Source organism: Acinetobacter sp. CY79, assembly GCF_059515845.1.
The window spans coordinates 42630-58437 of the sequence record NZ_JCAKMY010000016.1 but is presented as its reverse complement, the minus strand read 5'-3'; the positions used below and the strand labels follow the sequence as shown (position 1 = coordinate 58437).

Here is a 15808-nt window from a genome sequence, read left to right as displayed (position 1 = left end):
TCCTTAAGAAACTTGTGAATCTTCGTTACGTTTGCTTTGGTTTTCTTGGCGAATCTCAACCCACGTTTTTAGAATCAGGGTCACGATTGCAAGCAATGCCAAGAGTGATGAAACAGCAAATGCAGCACTGAAGGTATATTCGTTGTAGAGAATCTCTACATGCAGTGGCAGGGTATTGGTCTCGCCACGAATGTGACCAGAGACCACCGATACTGCACCAAACTCACCCATTGCACGTGCATTACAAAGAATCACACCGTAAATTAAACCCCATTTAATATTGGGAAGGGTCACTTTCCAAAAGGTTTGCCAACCAGAAGCACCCAATACGATAGCAGCTTCTTCTTCTTCAGTGCCTTGTGCTTCCATTAGTGGGATTAACTCACGTGCCACAAAAGGAACAGTAATGAAGATTGTCGCCAAGACAATGGCAGGAACAGCATAAAGGATCTTAATGTCGTTATCCATCAGCCAACCGCCAAACCAACCCTGAGTACCAAACATCAATACCAACATCAAACCTGCAATCACAGGGGATACAGAGAATGGCATATCAATAATGGTGGTCAGGATCGATTTACCGCGAAAGTTGAACTTGGCCACAGACCATGCTGCTGCCACACCAAACACCACGTTTAAAGGTACTGCAATGATCGCCGTTAAAAGCGTGAGCTTCACTGCGGATAAGGTGTCAGGATGAACCAATGCTTGAGCGTAAACACCAACACCTTGTTTAAAGGCTTCTACAAAAACCAAGATTAACGGTAGAATTAAGCAACTCAAGAAGAAGATTAACGCAATCGTGATCAGTGTATAACGAACCCATGTTGGTTCTCGCGTTGCATCACGAGACTGTAATTTTTCAGCTAAAGCATTGCTATTGGTATTTAAGCTCATTGTGCAGTTCTCCCTGTACGACGGCTTGCCCATGCTTGTAGCAAGTTAATCAAAAACAGAATAAAGAATGAAAGCACCAACATCACAACAGCAATTGTGGTTGCACCTGCATAGTCATATTCCTCTAAACGAGAAATAATCATCAAAGGCGCAATTTCTGTTTCGAAAGGTTGATTACCTGCGATGAAAATGACCGAACCGTATTCACCGACACCACGTGCGAATGCCAAAGCAAAACCCGTGATGAGTGCAGGAAACAGAATAGGCAGAATGACCTTGGTTGCAATTTGAAGACGCGTCGCACCTAAAGCAGAAGCTGCTTCTTCGAGTTCGGTTTCTAAATCAGCAAGTACAGGTTGTACAGTACGAACAACAAAAGGCAGACCAATAAAAATCAATGCTAAAGTAATACCAATTGGAGAGTAAGCAACCTTGATACCCAAGGGTTCAAGATATTGACCAATCCAACCTGTTGGCGCATAGAGAGACGTTAATGCAATACCAGCAACCGCCGTAGGAAGTGCAAAAGGTAGATCGACCAATGCATCAACAATTCGTTTACCCGGAAAGCTGTAGCGTACTAAACACCATGCCAATAATAGACCAAAAACAACATTGACCAATGCAGCAATAATGGCTGCAGAGAAACTGAGTTGTAAAGATTTAAGAATACGTTCTGAACTTAAAATTTCCCATAAACCATCCCAACCGATACCCATTGATTTGATAAATACAGCAGATAAAGGAATCAGAACAATTAATGACAAATATGCGAGGGTAAAGCCTAGAGATAGACCAAATCCTGGCAGCACTCGGGATCGCTGCGACATGACGACTCCTCAATGAGAGATGCTCACCGAAGTCAGTGAGCTAAATAATGTAAAATCTTGCTAAGGATAAAATGCTAAGCTTAGATTGCAAATTTGTAATACAACTTGTTGTCATCAGTATTGCTTATAAGACTGTTTAACTTTTCTGAATCCATTTGTTCGGTATACATATGGTTGTAAATTTCAGGAAAAGGACCAAAGCCTGATGCAACATTAATATGACCTGCAGCTCCGATATTCGTCGGACATACTTGCCAAAAATGAGCTAAATTTTTTGCATCTTCAAAACTTAACCATGGATCATTTTCACTGATGATCATATCCGTGGGAATTTTCAATTTAATTTGATAAAAATATGAAGCGTAATCATTTTGACTATTTCGTGCAAAACCCTGATCGCCAAATCGGGCAGGATTGGCAGGGGCAACCAAAATCAGTTTTTTGATTTTTCTTGCCAATTCAGGGTGTTGATCGATTGCAGCCACAGCGGTTAAGCAACCAAAACTATGCGCCACAATTTGGATATGTCCACTTACAACTGAGACAGTTTCTATAAAGTTGCTGACCCATTGATTAAGGACAGGATCATTCCAATCTTGTTGCTGAACACGAGAGCAGCACATGAGTTGGCGTTGCAACCATGATTGCCAATGGTCGTAATCACTACCACCTACGCCTGGAACAATAACTGTATGCATGTTGTTCACTCCCATGTTTAAAATGTGTCTATATACGGATTACTTTGCATTCGCCTTGATGATTTGATCAAATACACCACCATTCTCAAAATGGGCTTTTTGCACTTTCGCCCAACCACCAAACTCTTGGTCAATGGTCACAAGTTTCAAAGGTTTGAATACTGAATATTTGCTTAGAACTGCTTGGTTACGTGGGCGATAGAAGTTTTTCGCCGCAATATTTTGACCTTTAGGTGAATAAAGGAAGTTTAAATAACCTCTAGCTAAATGTTGATTCCCCGATTTTTCTACATTTTTTTCAACGATTGCGACAGGTGGCTCAGCCAAAATTGAAAGACTAGGTGTGATGATTTCAAATTTACCCGGTTGTTCACGAATTGCTAAATGCGCCTCATTTTCCCAAGCCAAAAGAACATCACCAATACCTCGTTCAGCGAAAGTCGTTGTCGAGCCACGCGCACCAGAATCTAGTACTTTGGTGTGCTTATAAACGTTTTGAACAAATTGCTGTGCTTTAGCATCATTACCGCCTGGTTGATGTTTTGCCCAAGCCCATGCCGCAAGATAGTTCCAGCGTGCACCACCTGAAGTTTTTGGATTAGGGGTCACAATTTCAACACCAGGCTTCACAAGGTCACCCCAATCTTTGATGCCCTTGGGATTGCCTTTACGCACAAGGAAAACAATCGTTGATGTATAGGGGGTCGAGTTATTCGGAAATTTCTTTTGCCAATCTTTAGGTAATAGCGTTGTTTTTTCTGCAATCGCATCGATATCCGCTGCCAATGCCAATGTCACAACATCTGCATTTAAACCATCAATCACGGAACGCGCTTGTTTACCAGAACCACCATGCGATTGACGAAAGTTGACGTCTTGACCTGTGCGACTTTTCCAATACGCACCGAACTCTTTATTGACTTCAACATAAAGCTCTCGCGTTGGATCGTAAGAGACGTTGAGTAGATCACGTGCAGCTGAAACAGCAGAAGATGTTGAAACCAGTGCAACAAGCAATCCGAGTTTTAATTTTGATAGTCGCATGTATATAATCCTGAAATATTTTTTAAGTTTGATAGCATGCGAGCAGAATATCTTTTCTCTTTATCCATAAAAAATAATAAAAAATGAATTTTATATGAATAAATGAGATAAGTGAATCGTTAAATGTATCATTCAATTCGACTCACCCAATAGGGCATTGCACTATGATTTGTTTAAGAAATGCTAAGGTTGTGGATTCGATTGATGTTCTAGACCGTGCTTTTCATTATGGTGATGGTTTTTTTAGCACTGCTCGAATATTGAACGACCATTTGGAGTTGGAGGATTTGCATTATGCACGACTCAAAAATTCCGCTGAACGGTTAAGTTTCAAGATTGACTTAACACTCATTGAATCAAGTTTGTCATATTTACGACAGAATCACTGCACTTTAAATGGGACTTTAAAATTCATCGTGAGCCGAGGCTTAGGACAGCGCGGTTATCGTCTGCCTGATCATCCAGCTGATCTTTATGTGTTGTACTATCCGCAAAATCTAACATCATTTCAAATCGAGACAATTCAGAGTGGTACGCTTAATTTAGCGATGGGTTTGCAAATGCCAAATTTGGTGGGCATTAAAAGTTTAAATCGATTGGAACAAGTCTTGCTGAAACAAGAAGCGGATCAACATGAGTGGATTGAAGCCTTGGTGACAGATGTTCAAGGCGGAGTTGTTGAAGGAGTGAGCAGTAATTGCTTCTTTAAGATAAACAATACATGGATTACACCAGAACTTCGCTATAATGGCGTCCATGGTGTGATGCGTGCATTGATTTTGAGCCGAATGCAACAACTTAATATTCCTTGTGTTCAGCGTTACGTCGATTTAGAAGAGATTGATCAAATCGAAAGTTTATTCTTCTGTAATGCTTTGAGTCCGATGAAAGCAGTTCACCAATTTAATGATACTTTTCTAGAGGTTCAGCCTTGTGTTGAACTTTTTAATTTTCTTCAGTTGAATCAGATGCATGACTATGTCTAATCCTAAAACAAAACCTAAAACAAAATCTGAAACAAATAATAAAAATCAAACCTCTTCTCAACGATTTAAAGGGTTCGTGGTGGTCTTTATTGGGCTTGTTCTGATTGGAATCACTGTGTTGTGGTCAAGTTTATTTAAAAACTATCCAGTCGAAGGTCAAAAGCAGATGATCGCCATTGGTGATGGTGATACATATTCTGGTTTTATTGATCGTATAGCCAAAGAAGATCAAGTGAGCTTCCCGATGATTCTTAAAATCTATCAAAGGTTCATGATTCATGACACGATGAAAGCAGGTGTGTATGAAGTGAAACAAGGCATGAGTGTTCGTCAGGTCTTGGACTTATTTGCAGATGCAGATAATGCACAGATGAATCGTATATTGGTGATTGAAGGAACTAATTTTAAGCAACTCATTGAAAGCTTAAAGAAGGATGATCTTGTAACGAAAGAAGTGGCTCACTTACCTTATGCTGAAATGTTGAAAGAATTGAATATTCCTTTTAATCATCCTGAAGGCTTATTTGCACCTGATACCTATTTCTTTGCCAAAGGCGAAACTGACCGTAAAATTTTAACCAATTTGTATCAACGTCAGATGAAGGCTTTAGATGCCGCATGGGAAAAACGTGCTACGGATTTACCTTATAAAGATAAGTATGAAGCGTTGATTATGGCTTCGATAATTGAACGAGAAACCAGTGTTGATAGCGAATTGGAACAAGTGTCTGGTGTATTTGTTCGTCGTTTAAAAATGGGAATGCGCTTACAAACAGATCCTACCGTAATTTATGGTATGGGTGATGCGTATAAAGGCAATATCACACGTAAAGATTTACGTACGCCGACGGCATATAATACCTATACTATTTATGGTTTACCGCCGACACCAATTGCACTTCCAAGTTCAAAAGCGATTGAAGCTGCAATGCATCCTGACAATTCAGATCAAATTTACTTTGTCGCTACAGGTAATGGCGGTCACAAGTTCAGTTCAAATTTAGAAGATCACAATCGAGCAGTTCAAGAATATCTTTCAGTTATTCGTTCGAAAAATTAAGGGAAAATATGTTTATTAGTTTCGAAGGCACTGAAGGTGTAGGCAAAACCACGCTGATTCGTAAATTGTTTGATCATTTTCAAACACAAGGCAAAGAAGTAATCCTTACACGTGAGCCAGGTGGAACACCTTTGGCAGAGCAAATTCGTTCTCTATTGCTTTCGGTGAATCATGATGAGCAAATGTCAAATGACACTGAGCTATTACTCATGTATGCGGCACGTGCTCAACATTTGGCACAAGTAATTCTGCCGGCTTTGGAGCAAGGTAAGATCGTTCTGTGTGATCGCTTTGCAGATTCAAGTTTTGCTTATCAATGCGCAGGTCGTGGTTTAAGTCGTCAGAAACTTCAACTTCTAAATGAAAACTTTGTTTCGAAAATGCCAGACATTAGTTTTTGGTTGGATGCACCGATTGAACTAGGCATGACCCGAGCGCGTGAGCGTGGTGCCTTGGATCGTTTTGAGCAAGAAAAAGTATCTTTCTTTGAAAAAGTGCGTTCAGGTTTTGAAGAAATTTCATTCAAAGAACCAAATCGCATGAAACGTTTGGATGCAACTCAAAGCCCGGAACAGGTTTTTGAGCAAGCGCTAAACTATCTATAAGTCATCTTTGTGTTGATCAATTTTTATATATTGATTTGAACCCTTTAGTTAATGATCTTTATCTTGAATCACTTTATATTCAACATTTGAATATAAAGTTGATTCAGGACGAATACTTTAATGAAGAGTAATAAACAAGAAATATCGGCTTTTCTAGAACAAGAATTTCCACAAAGTTTGGTGAAATGTGAAATTGAATCCGTCGTCGAAAAGGGCGCAACGGTAATTTACCATGTCGATGAAAATGACCTAAGACCGGGCGGCACAGTTTCAGGCCCAACCATGATGACCGCCGCTGACTATGGTTTATATATTGCAATTTTGGGTGAAATCGGGATTGTTGGATTGACGGTCACGACCAATATGAATATCAATTTTTTACGTAAACCTTCAGGTGGTCAAGATTTACGCGGTGTATGTAAATTGATGAAAGTGGGTAAAGTGCTCATAGTCGGGGAGGTTTATCTGTATTCATTAGATTCGGATGAGCCGATTGCCCATGTCACCGGAACCTATTCTATACCACCGCAAAGGTAGTCAAAAGATAATCAAAAAAGAGCGAATATTCGCTCTTTTTTGATTTAAATACTTAAGCTTCAACCAATGGTGTTTCAACTTGAAAATTAGGTGGTATGAGTACTGTTTTTCTAAGTTCATTGGAGAGTTCTGGATAATCAAGTGTGTAATGTAGTCCGCGAGATTCCTTACGTTGCATTGCACAGCGTACAATCATTTCAGAGACGAGCACTAAGTTTCTTAGTTCGATTAAATTCTTGCTGACGTGGTAGTCTTGATAATATTCATTGATTTCAGATTTTAACATTTCGATGCGGTTGAGCGCTCGTTCTAAACGTTTCGTCGTTCTGACAATACCGACATAATTCCACATGGTTTGACGGAGTTCGTCCCAGTTTTGTAGGATTACGACATCTTCATCTGGGTTTTCAACTTGACTTGCATCCCATGCAGGAACAATAGGTGCTTCAAAATCCGTACTGAACTGTGACTGAATATGTTCAGCAGCACTCATTCCATAGACAAAACATTCCAATAATGAATTACTTGCCATGCGGTTTGCACCGTGAAGCCCTGTATATGAGGTTTCACCAATTGCATATAATCCTGATATATCTGTTTGACTATGATCATCAACCATTACACCACCGCAGGTATAGTGGGCTGCAGGAACAACAGGAATCATTTCTTTTGTAATATCAATACCTAATTCGAGTAGGCGTTGGTAAAGTGTAGGGAAGTGTTCTTTGACAAAAGCTTCAGGTTTGTGGGTAATATCGAGCCAAACGTGACGGATACCTAAACGCTTAATTTCATAATCAATTGCCCGAGCCACAATATCACGCGGAGCGAGTTCAGCACGTTCATCAAAACGAAGCATGAAACGCTCACCATCCGGTAAACGGAGATAAGCACCTTCACCACGCATTGCTTCAGTAATTAAAAAAGAGCGAGCTTGAGGATGGTATAAGCAGGTTGGATGGAATTGATTGAATTCCATGTTCGCGACCCGACAACCCGCACGGTATGCCATTGCGATGCCATCACCTGTGGCAATATCTGGGTTTGAAGTGTAAAGATAGGCTTTCATTGCTCCACCACAGGCAAGTGCGGTAAAGGGAGCAAGAAAGGTGATGACCTGTTCAGATTGTTCATCCAATGCATATAAACCAAGTGCACGATTGTCTTGATCCATGTGACCCAATTTATGCTGGGTGATTAAATCAATCGCGACATAATTCTCAAAGATTTGGATATTTTGTTGTTCTTGTACGCGTTGGACTAATGTAGTTGATATAGCTTTACCCGTTGCATCTGCACTGTGAATAATACGGCGTTGTGAGTGACCACCTTCACGTGTTAAATGTAGTTGTTCATGTTCATCTAGTGTGAATTGAACACCTTGTTTTAACAAGAAATCGACTGAAAGTTTTCCACCTTCAACGGTATGTTGTACGGCTTGTTTTTCGCATAAATGTGCACCGGCAATTAAAGTGTCGTCAATATGCTGTTGAATCGAATCTGACTGATCGAGTACTGCTGCAACACCACCTTGAGCATAATACGTGCTGGCATCGGTAAGGTTTGATTTTGCTAAGATGGCAATACGATAATGTTCTGGCAAAGACAGCGCTAAACTCAGACCTGCACCACCACTACCGACAATAATTACATCAAATTGCAGACTTTGATTTGAATCAGACATTTCCATTCGCTAATTTGGTCAAAAAAAGTCTGTCAATAACACTCTTTTTTGCACAAAAAAACAATAGTTCTAAAGATTAAAATGCTTGGAAAATGATTAAAAGGACTAAATTTAAGGAAAAATTAAGTAAAGCATTGTTTTTAAAAAAATTAGAAACATTTATTTACTTAAATATATACATTACTATGCTAAAAACATAGCTATCAAAAAATCAAAAATCTGTGAGTAAGGGTTTTATGAATAATCGTTTTATGCAAAAAGGAATGTTCGCTATTGCTTTTACAATGGCTGCTCAAGTCAATGCATCAGTACCTGTGGATTTTTCTCATTTGGTTGAACAAGTGAGTCCGGGGGTAGTGAGTGTTAATGTTGTCAAAAAAATGTCTCAGGAAGAGTTATTACAGCAACAAGTTCCTGAAATTTTAAAGCGTTTTTTTGGTAATCAAATTATTATTCCGCAACAGCAAGCACCTCAAGAAAAAACCGCTTTTGGTAGTGCATTTTTCATCTCTAAAGATGGTTATTTGTTGACCAATCATCATGTGGTTGAAGATGCATCTCAAGTGACTATTGTGCTCAATGATCGCCGTGAAATTGATGCAAAAGTTGTAGGAAGTGATGCGCGAACAGACGTTGCATTGTTGAAAGTGACAGGTTCAAATTTCCCATCCTTATCAACAGGGAATATTGATCAACTCAAAGTAGGACAACCTGTTTTAGCAATCGGTTCTCCTTTTGGTTTTGATTATTCCGCTTCTGCAGGAATTGTAAGTGCAAAATCGCGGAATATGCTAAGCGACGAGAATTCAGTTCCTTTTATTCAAACTGACGTCGCATTGAATCCAGGTAACTCGGGTGGTCCACTGTTTAACCAACAAGGTCAGGTTGTGGGGGTTAATTCACGGATCTTTAGTGGTACGGGTGGATATATGGGGTTGTCCTTCTCTATTCCGATTGATGTAGCCATGGATGTCGCAGATCAATTGAAGAAAAATGGTAAAGTGACTCGCTCTTATCTCGGTGTGATGTTACAAGATGTTGATCGTAATTTAGCAGAAGCTTACAAATTATCGAAACCAGAAGGCTCATTGATTACGCAAGTTGTGCCAAACTCTCCTGCTGCAAAAGCGGGCATGCGATCAGGTGATGTGATTTTAAAATTTAATGGCACACCAATTTCACGTACTTCTGATCTGCTGAATTATCTTAATCGGACTTCGCCAAATCAAAGCATTAATTTAGAAATACTTCGCGATGATAAGCCACGTGTGATTTCAGCAACACTAACGACGTCTCCTGATGATACGCCTGCGAAGTCAAATGGAAGTTCAGCAACTAAAGCTCAGAAAGGACCTGTTTTAGGTATCTCAATTCGAGGTCTTAGTCCAACAGAGTTGCAACGCTTAAATGTCAAAGGTGGTGTATATGTACAAGATGTGGTTCGTGGTGGTCTGGCTGCACAATCACGTATTCAAGCGGGCGATGTGATCACACAAATCAATGGTAAGCAAATCACGAGTGCGAATGATTTTGTTGAATCTGTCGCAGATCTAAAAGCCAATACTGTTGCTCGTGTTGCAATCGTGCGTCAAGGTCAGAATGCAATTATTGGTTTACGTATCCGTTAATTTTGTCATTTTTCGCTTCTAAATTGATTTAAAGCAAATCAAGTCGAATAAAAATCCACTCAATTTTGAGTGGATTTTTTATGAGGAGTTTGAGTTATTGGTGGTTTCAATTATTCATGTGCTTTGTTAAATTTGTGAACTCTAGAGATTTACATAAAAACAAGGTTGTTGCGTGAGTACTATTTTTGACTTAAAACTAAAAGTAAAGCCTGAGCATATTGATGTATTGGGTCATGTAAATAACGTTGTTTATGTCAGTTGGATGCAAGACGTTGCAACCGCTCATATTGAAGCTTTAGGGTTGGGTGTTACACAGTATTTAGAATTAAAACATGCGATGGTGGCTGTTGAACATCATGTGCAATATCGAAAAGCAGCAATGCAAGATGAAGACATTATTTTGCGTACTTGGTTAAGCGAAATCAATGCTTTGTACTCTTTTCGACAATATGTTTTCTATAGACCTACCGATCAAAGTGTTTTATTTGTCGCAAATACCAAATGGGCGTGTGTCGAAATCGCTACAGGTCGCCCAAAACGCATGTCGCCGACATTTACTCAGGCTTACCAACCACTGGCGGAAGACATCAATCCATTGGATTTTAGTCAGTTGTATTTGGGATGATCATTAATATTGGATAGGATTAATCATTCGAATGAAGTTTGGATATTTCAACCTTGGCTTATGATTATTTTTGAATACTTTGAAAAAACCATCTGCTATAATCGTCAGCAATTCATTAAACATCTTTTTGTTATGCAATCAGTATTTCTTGCATAGCGCACTATATTGTTCAAGGTAACCCATGGCGCAAGCTAAAAAATCCGTTGATATCAAAAACATTCGTAACTTTTCGATCATTGCTCATATCGATCATGGAAAGTCGACTCTAGCTGACCGCTTTATTCAAACCTGTGGTGGTTTACAAGATCGTGAGATGCAAGCTCAGGTACTTGACTCTATGGATATTGAACGCGAACGTGGGATTACCATTAAAGCCGCTTCAGTAACGCTTTATTATAAGCATCCAAATGGTGAAGAATACCAACTGAACTTCATTGATACGCCTGGACACGTTGACTTCTCTTATGAAGTTTCTCGTTCATTGGCTGCATGTGAAGGTGCATTGCTCGTTGTCGATGCCGCACAGGGTGTAGAAGCACAGTCTGTGGCAAACTGCTACACAGCAATTGAACAAGGTTTGGAAGTTCTTCCAGTACTGAATAAAATTGACTTACCTCAAGCTGAACCCGAACGTGTTATCCAAGAAATTGAAGACATTATTGGCGTTGAAGCAACTGACGCACCGACATGTTCTGCAAAAACAGGTTTAGGTGTTGAAGGGGTGCTTGAAAAACTTGTCGATGTAATTCCGCCACCTGTCGGTGATCGCGACGGTGCTTTGCAAGCACTAATTGTTGACTCATGGTTCGATAACTATCTGGGTGTCGTGTCTTTGGTCCGTGTAAAACACGGTCGTATCCGTAAGGGCGACAAAATGTTGGTGAAATCTACCGGTCAAACACATATCGTGACTTCAGTCGGTATCTTCAATCCAAAGCACACTGAAACAGGTGAGTTAGAAGCAGGCGAAGTCGGTTTTGTGATTGCAGGTATTAAAGACATTTTTGGTGCACCCGTGGGTGATACCATCACTTTGTCTTCTACGCCTGAAGTTGAAATTCTTCCTGGGTTCAAAAAAGTTAAACCACAGGTTTATGCGGGTTTATTCCCAATTGATGCAAGTGATTTTGAACCGTTCCGCGAAGCTTTGCACAAGCTTCAAATTAATGACTCTGCACTTTTCTTCGAACCTGAAAGCTCTGATGCTTTAGGCTTTGGTTTCCGTTGTGGCTTCCTTGGGATGCTTCACATGGAAATCGTACAGGAACGTTTAGAGCGCGAGTATGATCTCGATCTGATTTCATCAGCACCGACGGTAATCTATGAAGCTGTGATGAAAAATGGCAACACCATTTACATCGATAGTCCTTCAAAAATGCCAGAAGGTTCAACGGTTGAAGATCTTCGTGAACCGATTGCTGAATGTAATATTCTCGTACCACAAGAATATCTTGGAAATGTAATGACATTGTGTGTTGAACGTCGTGGCGTTCAAAAAGACATGAAGTTTGTCAGTAACCAAGTTGCGATTACTTTTGAGATTCCGATGGCAGAAGTGGTCATGGACTTCTTTGACCGTTTGAAATCATGTTCGCGTGGTTTTGCATCACTTGATTATAACTTTGTTCGTTTTGAAAGTTCTTCGTTAGTAAAAGTTGATGTTCTGATCAATGGCGATAAGGTTGATGCTTTGGCGATGATTTGTCATCGTAATGACGCCCGTCATCGTGGTATTGCACTGGTTGAAAAAATGAAAGAATTGATTCCACGTCAGATGTTTGATGTTGCGATTCAAGCAGCAATTGGTGCTCAAATTATTGCCCGTTCTACTGTGAAAGCGATGCGTAAAAACGTATTGGCTAAATGTTATGGTGGTGACGTTTCACGTAAGAAGAAACTTCTCTCTAAACAGAAAGAAGGTAAAAAACGCATGAAGCAAGTGGGTAGTGTTGAAATTCCACAAGAAGCATTCTTAGCTGTACTCAAAGTAGAAAGATAATAAAAGAGGATATGTAAGCCATGGATTTTGATTTTAATTTGATCCTCGTACCCGTAACGCTGATTTTCTTCGGTTTGTGGTTGCTTGATAAGTTTGTACTCAAACAACGAGCAAGCAAGGGTAAAGGTAATGAAAATTTCATTATCACATGGGCTTATGACTTCTGGCCTGTCTTGGCTGTTGTGCTTGTACTGCGCTCATTCTTCTTTGAGCCGTACAATATTCCATCGGATTCGATGGTGCCAACGCTTGAGACAGGTGACTATATCTTAGTGAACAAATACCAGTATGGTGTTCGTTTGCCGATTACCAATACCAAGATCATTGATGTAGCAGAGCCTGAGCGTGGTGATGTCGCGGTATTCCGTTATCCACCACAACCAAGTATCAGTTATATTAAAAGAATTATTGGCTTACCAGGGGATCATATTGTTTATGAAAACGGTAAGCTCAATATCAATGGTAAAGTAGTGCCATTTGAAACGGCTGAATTTAGTCGTAAAAAGGATGATTTAGACACGCCTGAATCTATTTATCACTACGAAACATTGGGTGAACATAAACATCTCGTACGTAATTTGGCAGGTCAAAATACTTTAATTGCGCAATTTAACTATGCACAATCAAAGTCTGATCTACCGTTTGTTGCGACAGAAAATGATCGTTTTGTGAAAACCAATGGATTAAGTTGGGAAGTAAAAGTGCCAGTAGGTCATTACTTCGCAATGGGTGATAACCGTGACCAAAGTGCTGACAGTCGATTCTGGGGATTCGTACCGCAAGCAAACTTAACAGGTAAGGCTGTTTATGTGTGGATGCATAAAGAGCCAGGTTTAAAACTTCCGTCGTTCAGTCGAAATGGTCAAATTCAATAATTTAACCTTTGGATAAAAATAATGCGTAATGCTCAAAAAGGTACGTCTTATATTTCGATTTTACTGGGGATCATGGTTGTCGCTTTTGTTTTAAAAGCAACAGTGGCAGTATGGCCATCCTATTGGGATGATCGTGTGATAAATAAGCTCATTGAATCGCAAATGCAAAAAAGCCCTTCAAATATCACACCTTCTCAGTTTTCGACTCAAATGAGTCAGGATTTTAGTATGAACAATATTCGGGAAATTAATTTTCAGGATATTGCGCATGTTTCAACAGAAAATGGTTTACAAGTGACAAAGAAATACGAAGTAAGAAAACCGTTCTTACTGAATATTGATTTAGTCCTCACATTCGAGAAGAGTTTTGATCAAAGGTCAGTTCAAAGTAAGTGATTCACGCTTACTCAGTCGCATCGGTTATCAGTTTAATCAAATTGAGCTACTCAAGCTTGCACTGACGCATCGATCGGTAAGTCATAAGCACAATTACGAACGCCTAGAGTTTTTAGGTGATTCGTTGTTGGGCATGATTATTGCCAATTATCTATATGAGCAATATCCAAACGAAAATGAAGGTCGTTTAACGCGTATGCGTGCAACTTTGGTTCGTCAGGAAGCTTTAGGTAAGATTGCAACAGATTTGAAACTTAGTCAGAGTTTAATACTCAGTGTGGGTGAATTAAAATCTGGTGGACATCATCGTGAATCTATTCTTGCGGATACTGTTGAAGCGATTATTGGTGCGATTTATATCGATTGTCATGATTTACAACTTTTACAATCGATTGTTTTAAATTGGTATACACCATACCTAGATCATATTGAGCCTACGGATCAATTGAAGGACCCGAAATCACGTTTACAAGAATATCTTCAAGCGCGTAAAAAGCCTCTCCCAATTTACGAAGTTGTCGATATTCAAGGTGATGCGCCCAATCAGCATTTTAAAGTTGAATGTGTGATTGAGGGCATGCCCACCAGATATGGTGAAGGTTCAAGCCGTCGTTTCGCAGAACAAAGCGTTGCGGCAGATATTTTAAAAATTTTGGAGCAAAAGTCTTAATGACGACTCATTCCGATCACATCGATGCTGATCACGACTCGAACGACACTGCTAACGATCTTATTAATAACTTTTTTAGCGCACAAGGAACAGAAATTCCGAGTGACTTTAAAAGTGGATTTGTTGCCATTGTTGGTCGACCAAACGTCGGTAAATCGACATTAATGAACCATATTTTGGGTCAGAAGTTGTCAATTACATCACGTAAACCACAAACGACACGTCATAAAATTGTCGGTATTGATTCTCGTGAGAAGTCTCAGGCTGTATTTGTGGATACGCCAGGGATGCACAAGAAAGAAGTTCGTGCCATCAATAAAATGATGAACCGTGCTGCACATTCTGCATTACGTGATGTGAACTTGGTTCTCTTTGTCGTTGATGCAGACAAATGGACACAAAACGATGACCTCGTTTTGGAAAAACTTAAAAATGCAGAAATGCCTGTGATTCTTGTAATCAATAAAGTTGATACTTTTGAAAATAAGAACAGTGCTTTGCCTTTGATTTTAGAGCGTGAAAAGTTGATGAACTTTGCGGAAATTGTTCCAGTTTCTGCACTTCGTGGTGCAAACCTTGAACATTTACGTCAAACGATTGAGAAATATCTACCATTCCAACCACCGCTATATTCTTTAGATCAATTGACCGATCGTTCAGAGCGTTTCCTTGCGAGTGAAATCATTCGTGAAAAGATTATGCGTCAGTTGGGTGAAGAACTTCCATACGATTTAACAGTTCAAATTGAATCTTTTAAAATTGAAGAGCCAGTTTTGAATGAAAAAACTGGTCGTATGAAGCCCGCATGTACGTATATTGATGCAACCATCTTTGTTGATCGCCAAGGTCAAAAAGCGATTGTGATTGGTGAAAAAGGCGCAAAATTGAAAAAAATCGGTATGGACGCCCGTGCCGATATGGAAAAAATGTTTGAGCAAAAGATCATGCTGACACTTTGGGTGAAAGTCAAAGGTGGGTGGTCTGATGATGAGCGTGCATTGAAAAGTTTAGGGTATAGTGATATCTAATCACTACATCTTGTTTATTGCCCTTTAATGGAAGAAATCGAATGATCAAAGTATTGGCTGTATTGACGTGTATGTTCATGTTGCAAGGTTGTATTCACAAAATCGTTACGGTTCCCGTTAAAGTGGCATACAAGACCACCAAAGGTGTTGTTAAAGGTACAGCAGCTGTTGTTGGAGCAGTCATCCCAGATGGTGATGACGAAGAATCTGATGATAACAAGAAAAAAGATAAGGATGATTAAATCG

At 39.7% G+C, this 15808-nt stretch carries 17 protein-coding genes; 12 read left to right on the top strand and 5 right to left on the bottom strand.

What is annotated here, in order from left to right:
• Positions 1-3 precede the first annotated feature (3 nt).
• The 4 genes from cysW to AC5YCE_RS08415 all read right to left on the bottom strand — a co-directional run bounded on the left by cysW (position 4) and on the right by AC5YCE_RS08415 (position 3469).
• The gene (gene cysW, locus AC5YCE_RS08430; RefSeq protein ID WP_496171699.1) at positions 4-897 is read right to left on the bottom strand and encodes a sulfate ABC transporter permease subunit CysW; all 894 of its coding nucleotides are present in this window, start codon (positions 895-897) and stop codon (positions 4-6) included.
• Positions 894-1727 carry a sulfate ABC transporter permease subunit CysT gene (cysT, locus tag AC5YCE_RS08425; RefSeq protein ID WP_496126052.1) on the bottom strand — a complete coding sequence of 278 codons (834 nt, stop codon included), beginning with the start codon at positions 1725-1727 and terminating at the stop codon, positions 894-896. Before cysT ends, cysW begins: the two co-directional genes overlap by 4 nt.
• A gap of 80 nt (positions 1728-1807) precedes the next feature.
• Positions 1808-2425: an alpha/beta hydrolase gene (locus AC5YCE_RS08420; protein ID WP_496171698.1), complete on the bottom strand. Its 618-nt coding sequence runs from the start codon at positions 2423-2425 to the stop codon at positions 1808-1810.
• Between the two features lie 39 nt (positions 2426-2464).
• Complete coding sequence (locus AC5YCE_RS08415) at positions 2465-3469, bottom strand: sulfate ABC transporter substrate-binding protein (protein ID WP_496171697.1); 1005 nt, start codon at positions 3467-3469, stop codon at positions 2465-2467.
• Positions 3470-3633: 164 nt separating this feature from the next.
• On the opposite strand from AC5YCE_RS08415, the gene pabC reads away from it, so the two are divergent.
• From pabC to AC5YCE_RS08395, 4 genes are all read left to right on the top strand, one after another.
• Positions 3634-4455, top strand: a complete 822-nt coding sequence (gene pabC, locus AC5YCE_RS08410; protein WP_496171696.1) for an aminodeoxychorismate lyase — start codon at positions 3634-3636, stop codon at positions 4453-4455.
• Positions 4442-5515, top strand: a complete 1074-nt coding sequence (gene mltG, locus AC5YCE_RS08405; protein WP_496171695.1) for an endolytic transglycosylase MltG — start codon at positions 4442-4444, stop codon at positions 5513-5515. The genes pabC and mltG overlap by 14 nt, the downstream gene beginning before the upstream one ends.
• Before the next feature lie 8 nt (positions 5516-5523).
• A complete protein-coding gene (tmk, locus tag AC5YCE_RS08400; RefSeq protein WP_496171694.1) occupies positions 5524-6120 on the top strand; it encodes a dTMP kinase in 597 nt (198 codons plus the stop codon).
• A gap of 120 nt (positions 6121-6240) precedes the next feature.
• Positions 6241-6657, top strand: coding sequence for a PaaI family thioesterase (locus AC5YCE_RS08395; RefSeq protein WP_496171693.1), 417 nt, complete (start codon positions 6241-6243; stop codon positions 6655-6657).
• A 52-nt stretch (positions 6658-6709) separates the two neighbouring features.
• Here AC5YCE_RS08395 and nadB read toward each other — a convergent pair whose 3' ends face one another.
• Entirely contained in the window at positions 6710-8347 is a 1638-nt protein-coding gene (gene nadB / locus AC5YCE_RS08390) for an L-aspartate oxidase (protein ID WP_496171692.1), read from the bottom strand.
• A gap of 230 nt (positions 8348-8577) precedes the next feature.
• Here nadB and AC5YCE_RS08385 point away from each other — a divergent pair, with 230 nt between their 5' ends.
• The 8 genes from AC5YCE_RS08385 (at position 8578) to AC5YCE_RS08350 (ending at position 15804) form a co-directional block, all read left to right on the top strand.
• On the top strand, positions 8578-9969 hold the full coding sequence (locus AC5YCE_RS08385) for a Do family serine endopeptidase (protein ID WP_496171691.1): 1392 nt from the start codon (positions 8578-8580) through the stop codon (positions 9967-9969).
• 172 nt (positions 9970-10141) lie between these two features.
• Positions 10142-10594, top strand: coding sequence for an acyl-CoA thioesterase (locus AC5YCE_RS08380; protein WP_496126061.1), 453 nt, complete (start codon positions 10142-10144; stop codon positions 10592-10594).
• A 181-nt stretch (positions 10595-10775) separates the two neighbouring features.
• On the top strand, positions 10776-12593 hold the full coding sequence (gene lepA / locus AC5YCE_RS08375) for a translation elongation factor 4 (protein WP_496126062.1): 1818 nt from the start codon (positions 10776-10778) through the stop codon (positions 12591-12593).
• Positions 12594-12613: 20 nt separating this feature from the next.
• Positions 12614-13468: a signal peptidase I gene (gene lepB, locus AC5YCE_RS08370; protein WP_496171690.1), complete on the top strand. Its 855-nt coding sequence runs from the start codon at positions 12614-12616 to the stop codon at positions 13466-13468.
• A gap of 21 nt (positions 13469-13489) precedes the next feature.
• Positions 13490-13864: a DUF4845 domain-containing protein gene (locus AC5YCE_RS08365; protein WP_496126064.1), complete on the top strand. Its 375-nt coding sequence runs from the start codon at positions 13490-13492 to the stop codon at positions 13862-13864.
• Positions 13836-14534: a ribonuclease III gene (gene rnc, locus AC5YCE_RS08360; protein ID WP_496126065.1), complete on the top strand. Its 699-nt coding sequence runs from the start codon at positions 13836-13838 to the stop codon at positions 14532-14534. Before AC5YCE_RS08365 ends, rnc begins: the two co-directional genes overlap by 29 nt.
• A complete protein-coding gene (gene era, locus AC5YCE_RS08355; RefSeq protein WP_496171689.1) occupies positions 14534-15562 on the top strand; it encodes a GTPase Era in 1029 nt (342 codons plus the stop codon). Before rnc ends, era begins: the two co-directional genes overlap by 1 nt.
• A gap of 41 nt (positions 15563-15603) precedes the next feature.
• Positions 15604-15804 (top strand): NF038104 family lipoprotein, encoded by a 201-nt coding sequence (locus AC5YCE_RS08350; protein ID WP_496126067.1) that lies wholly within the window; start codon positions 15604-15606, stop codon positions 15802-15804.
• Positions 15805-15808: the final 4 nt, after the last annotated feature.

Bases quoted from the DNA above. Each gene is read 5' to 3' on its own strand.
- tmk (WP_496171694.1), top strand. From the start codon at position 5,524: ATGTTTATTAGTTTCGAAGGCACTGAAGGTGTAGGCAAAACCACGCTG.
- AC5YCE_RS08385 (WP_496171691.1), top strand. From the start codon at position 8,578: ATGAATAATCGTTTTATGCAAAAAGGAATGTTCGCTATTGCTTTTACA.
- lepB (WP_496171690.1), top strand. From the start codon at position 12,614: ATGGATTTTGATTTTAATTTGATCCTCGTACCCGTAACGCTGATTTTC.
- mltG (WP_496171695.1), top strand. From the start codon at position 4,442: ATGACTATGTCTAATCCTAAAACAAAACCTAAAACAAAATCTGAAACA.
- cysW (WP_496171699.1), bottom strand. From the start codon at position 897: ATGAGCTTAAATACCAATAGCAATGCTTTAGCTGAAAAATTACAGTCT.
- AC5YCE_RS08350 (WP_496126067.1), top strand. From the start codon at position 15,604: ATGATCAAAGTATTGGCTGTATTGACGTGTATGTTCATGTTGCAAGGT.
- lepA (WP_496126062.1), top strand. From the start codon at position 10,776: ATGGCGCAAGCTAAAAAATCCGTTGATATCAAAAACATTCGTAACTTT.
- AC5YCE_RS08420 (WP_496171698.1), bottom strand. From the start codon at position 2,425: ATGCATACAGTTATTGTTCCAGGCGTAGGTGGTAGTGATTACGACCAT.
- AC5YCE_RS08365 (WP_496126064.1), top strand. From the start codon at position 13,490: ATGCGTAATGCTCAAAAAGGTACGTCTTATATTTCGATTTTACTGGGG.
- nadB (WP_496171692.1), bottom strand. From the start codon at position 8,347: ATGGAAATGTCTGATTCAAATCAAAGTCTGCAATTTGATGTAATTATT.
- AC5YCE_RS08395 (WP_496171693.1), top strand. From the start codon at position 6,241: ATGAAGAGTAATAAACAAGAAATATCGGCTTTTCTAGAACAAGAATTT.
- cysT (WP_496126052.1), bottom strand. From the start codon at position 1,727: ATGTCGCAGCGATCCCGAGTGCTGCCAGGATTTGGTCTATCTCTAGGC.
- era (WP_496171689.1), top strand. From the start codon at position 14,534: ATGACGACTCATTCCGATCACATCGATGCTGATCACGACTCGAACGAC.
- AC5YCE_RS08415 (WP_496171697.1), bottom strand. From the start codon at position 3,469: ATGCGACTATCAAAATTAAAACTCGGATTGCTTGTTGCACTGGTTTCA.
- pabC (WP_496171696.1), top strand. From the start codon at position 3,634: ATGATTTGTTTAAGAAATGCTAAGGTTGTGGATTCGATTGATGTTCTA.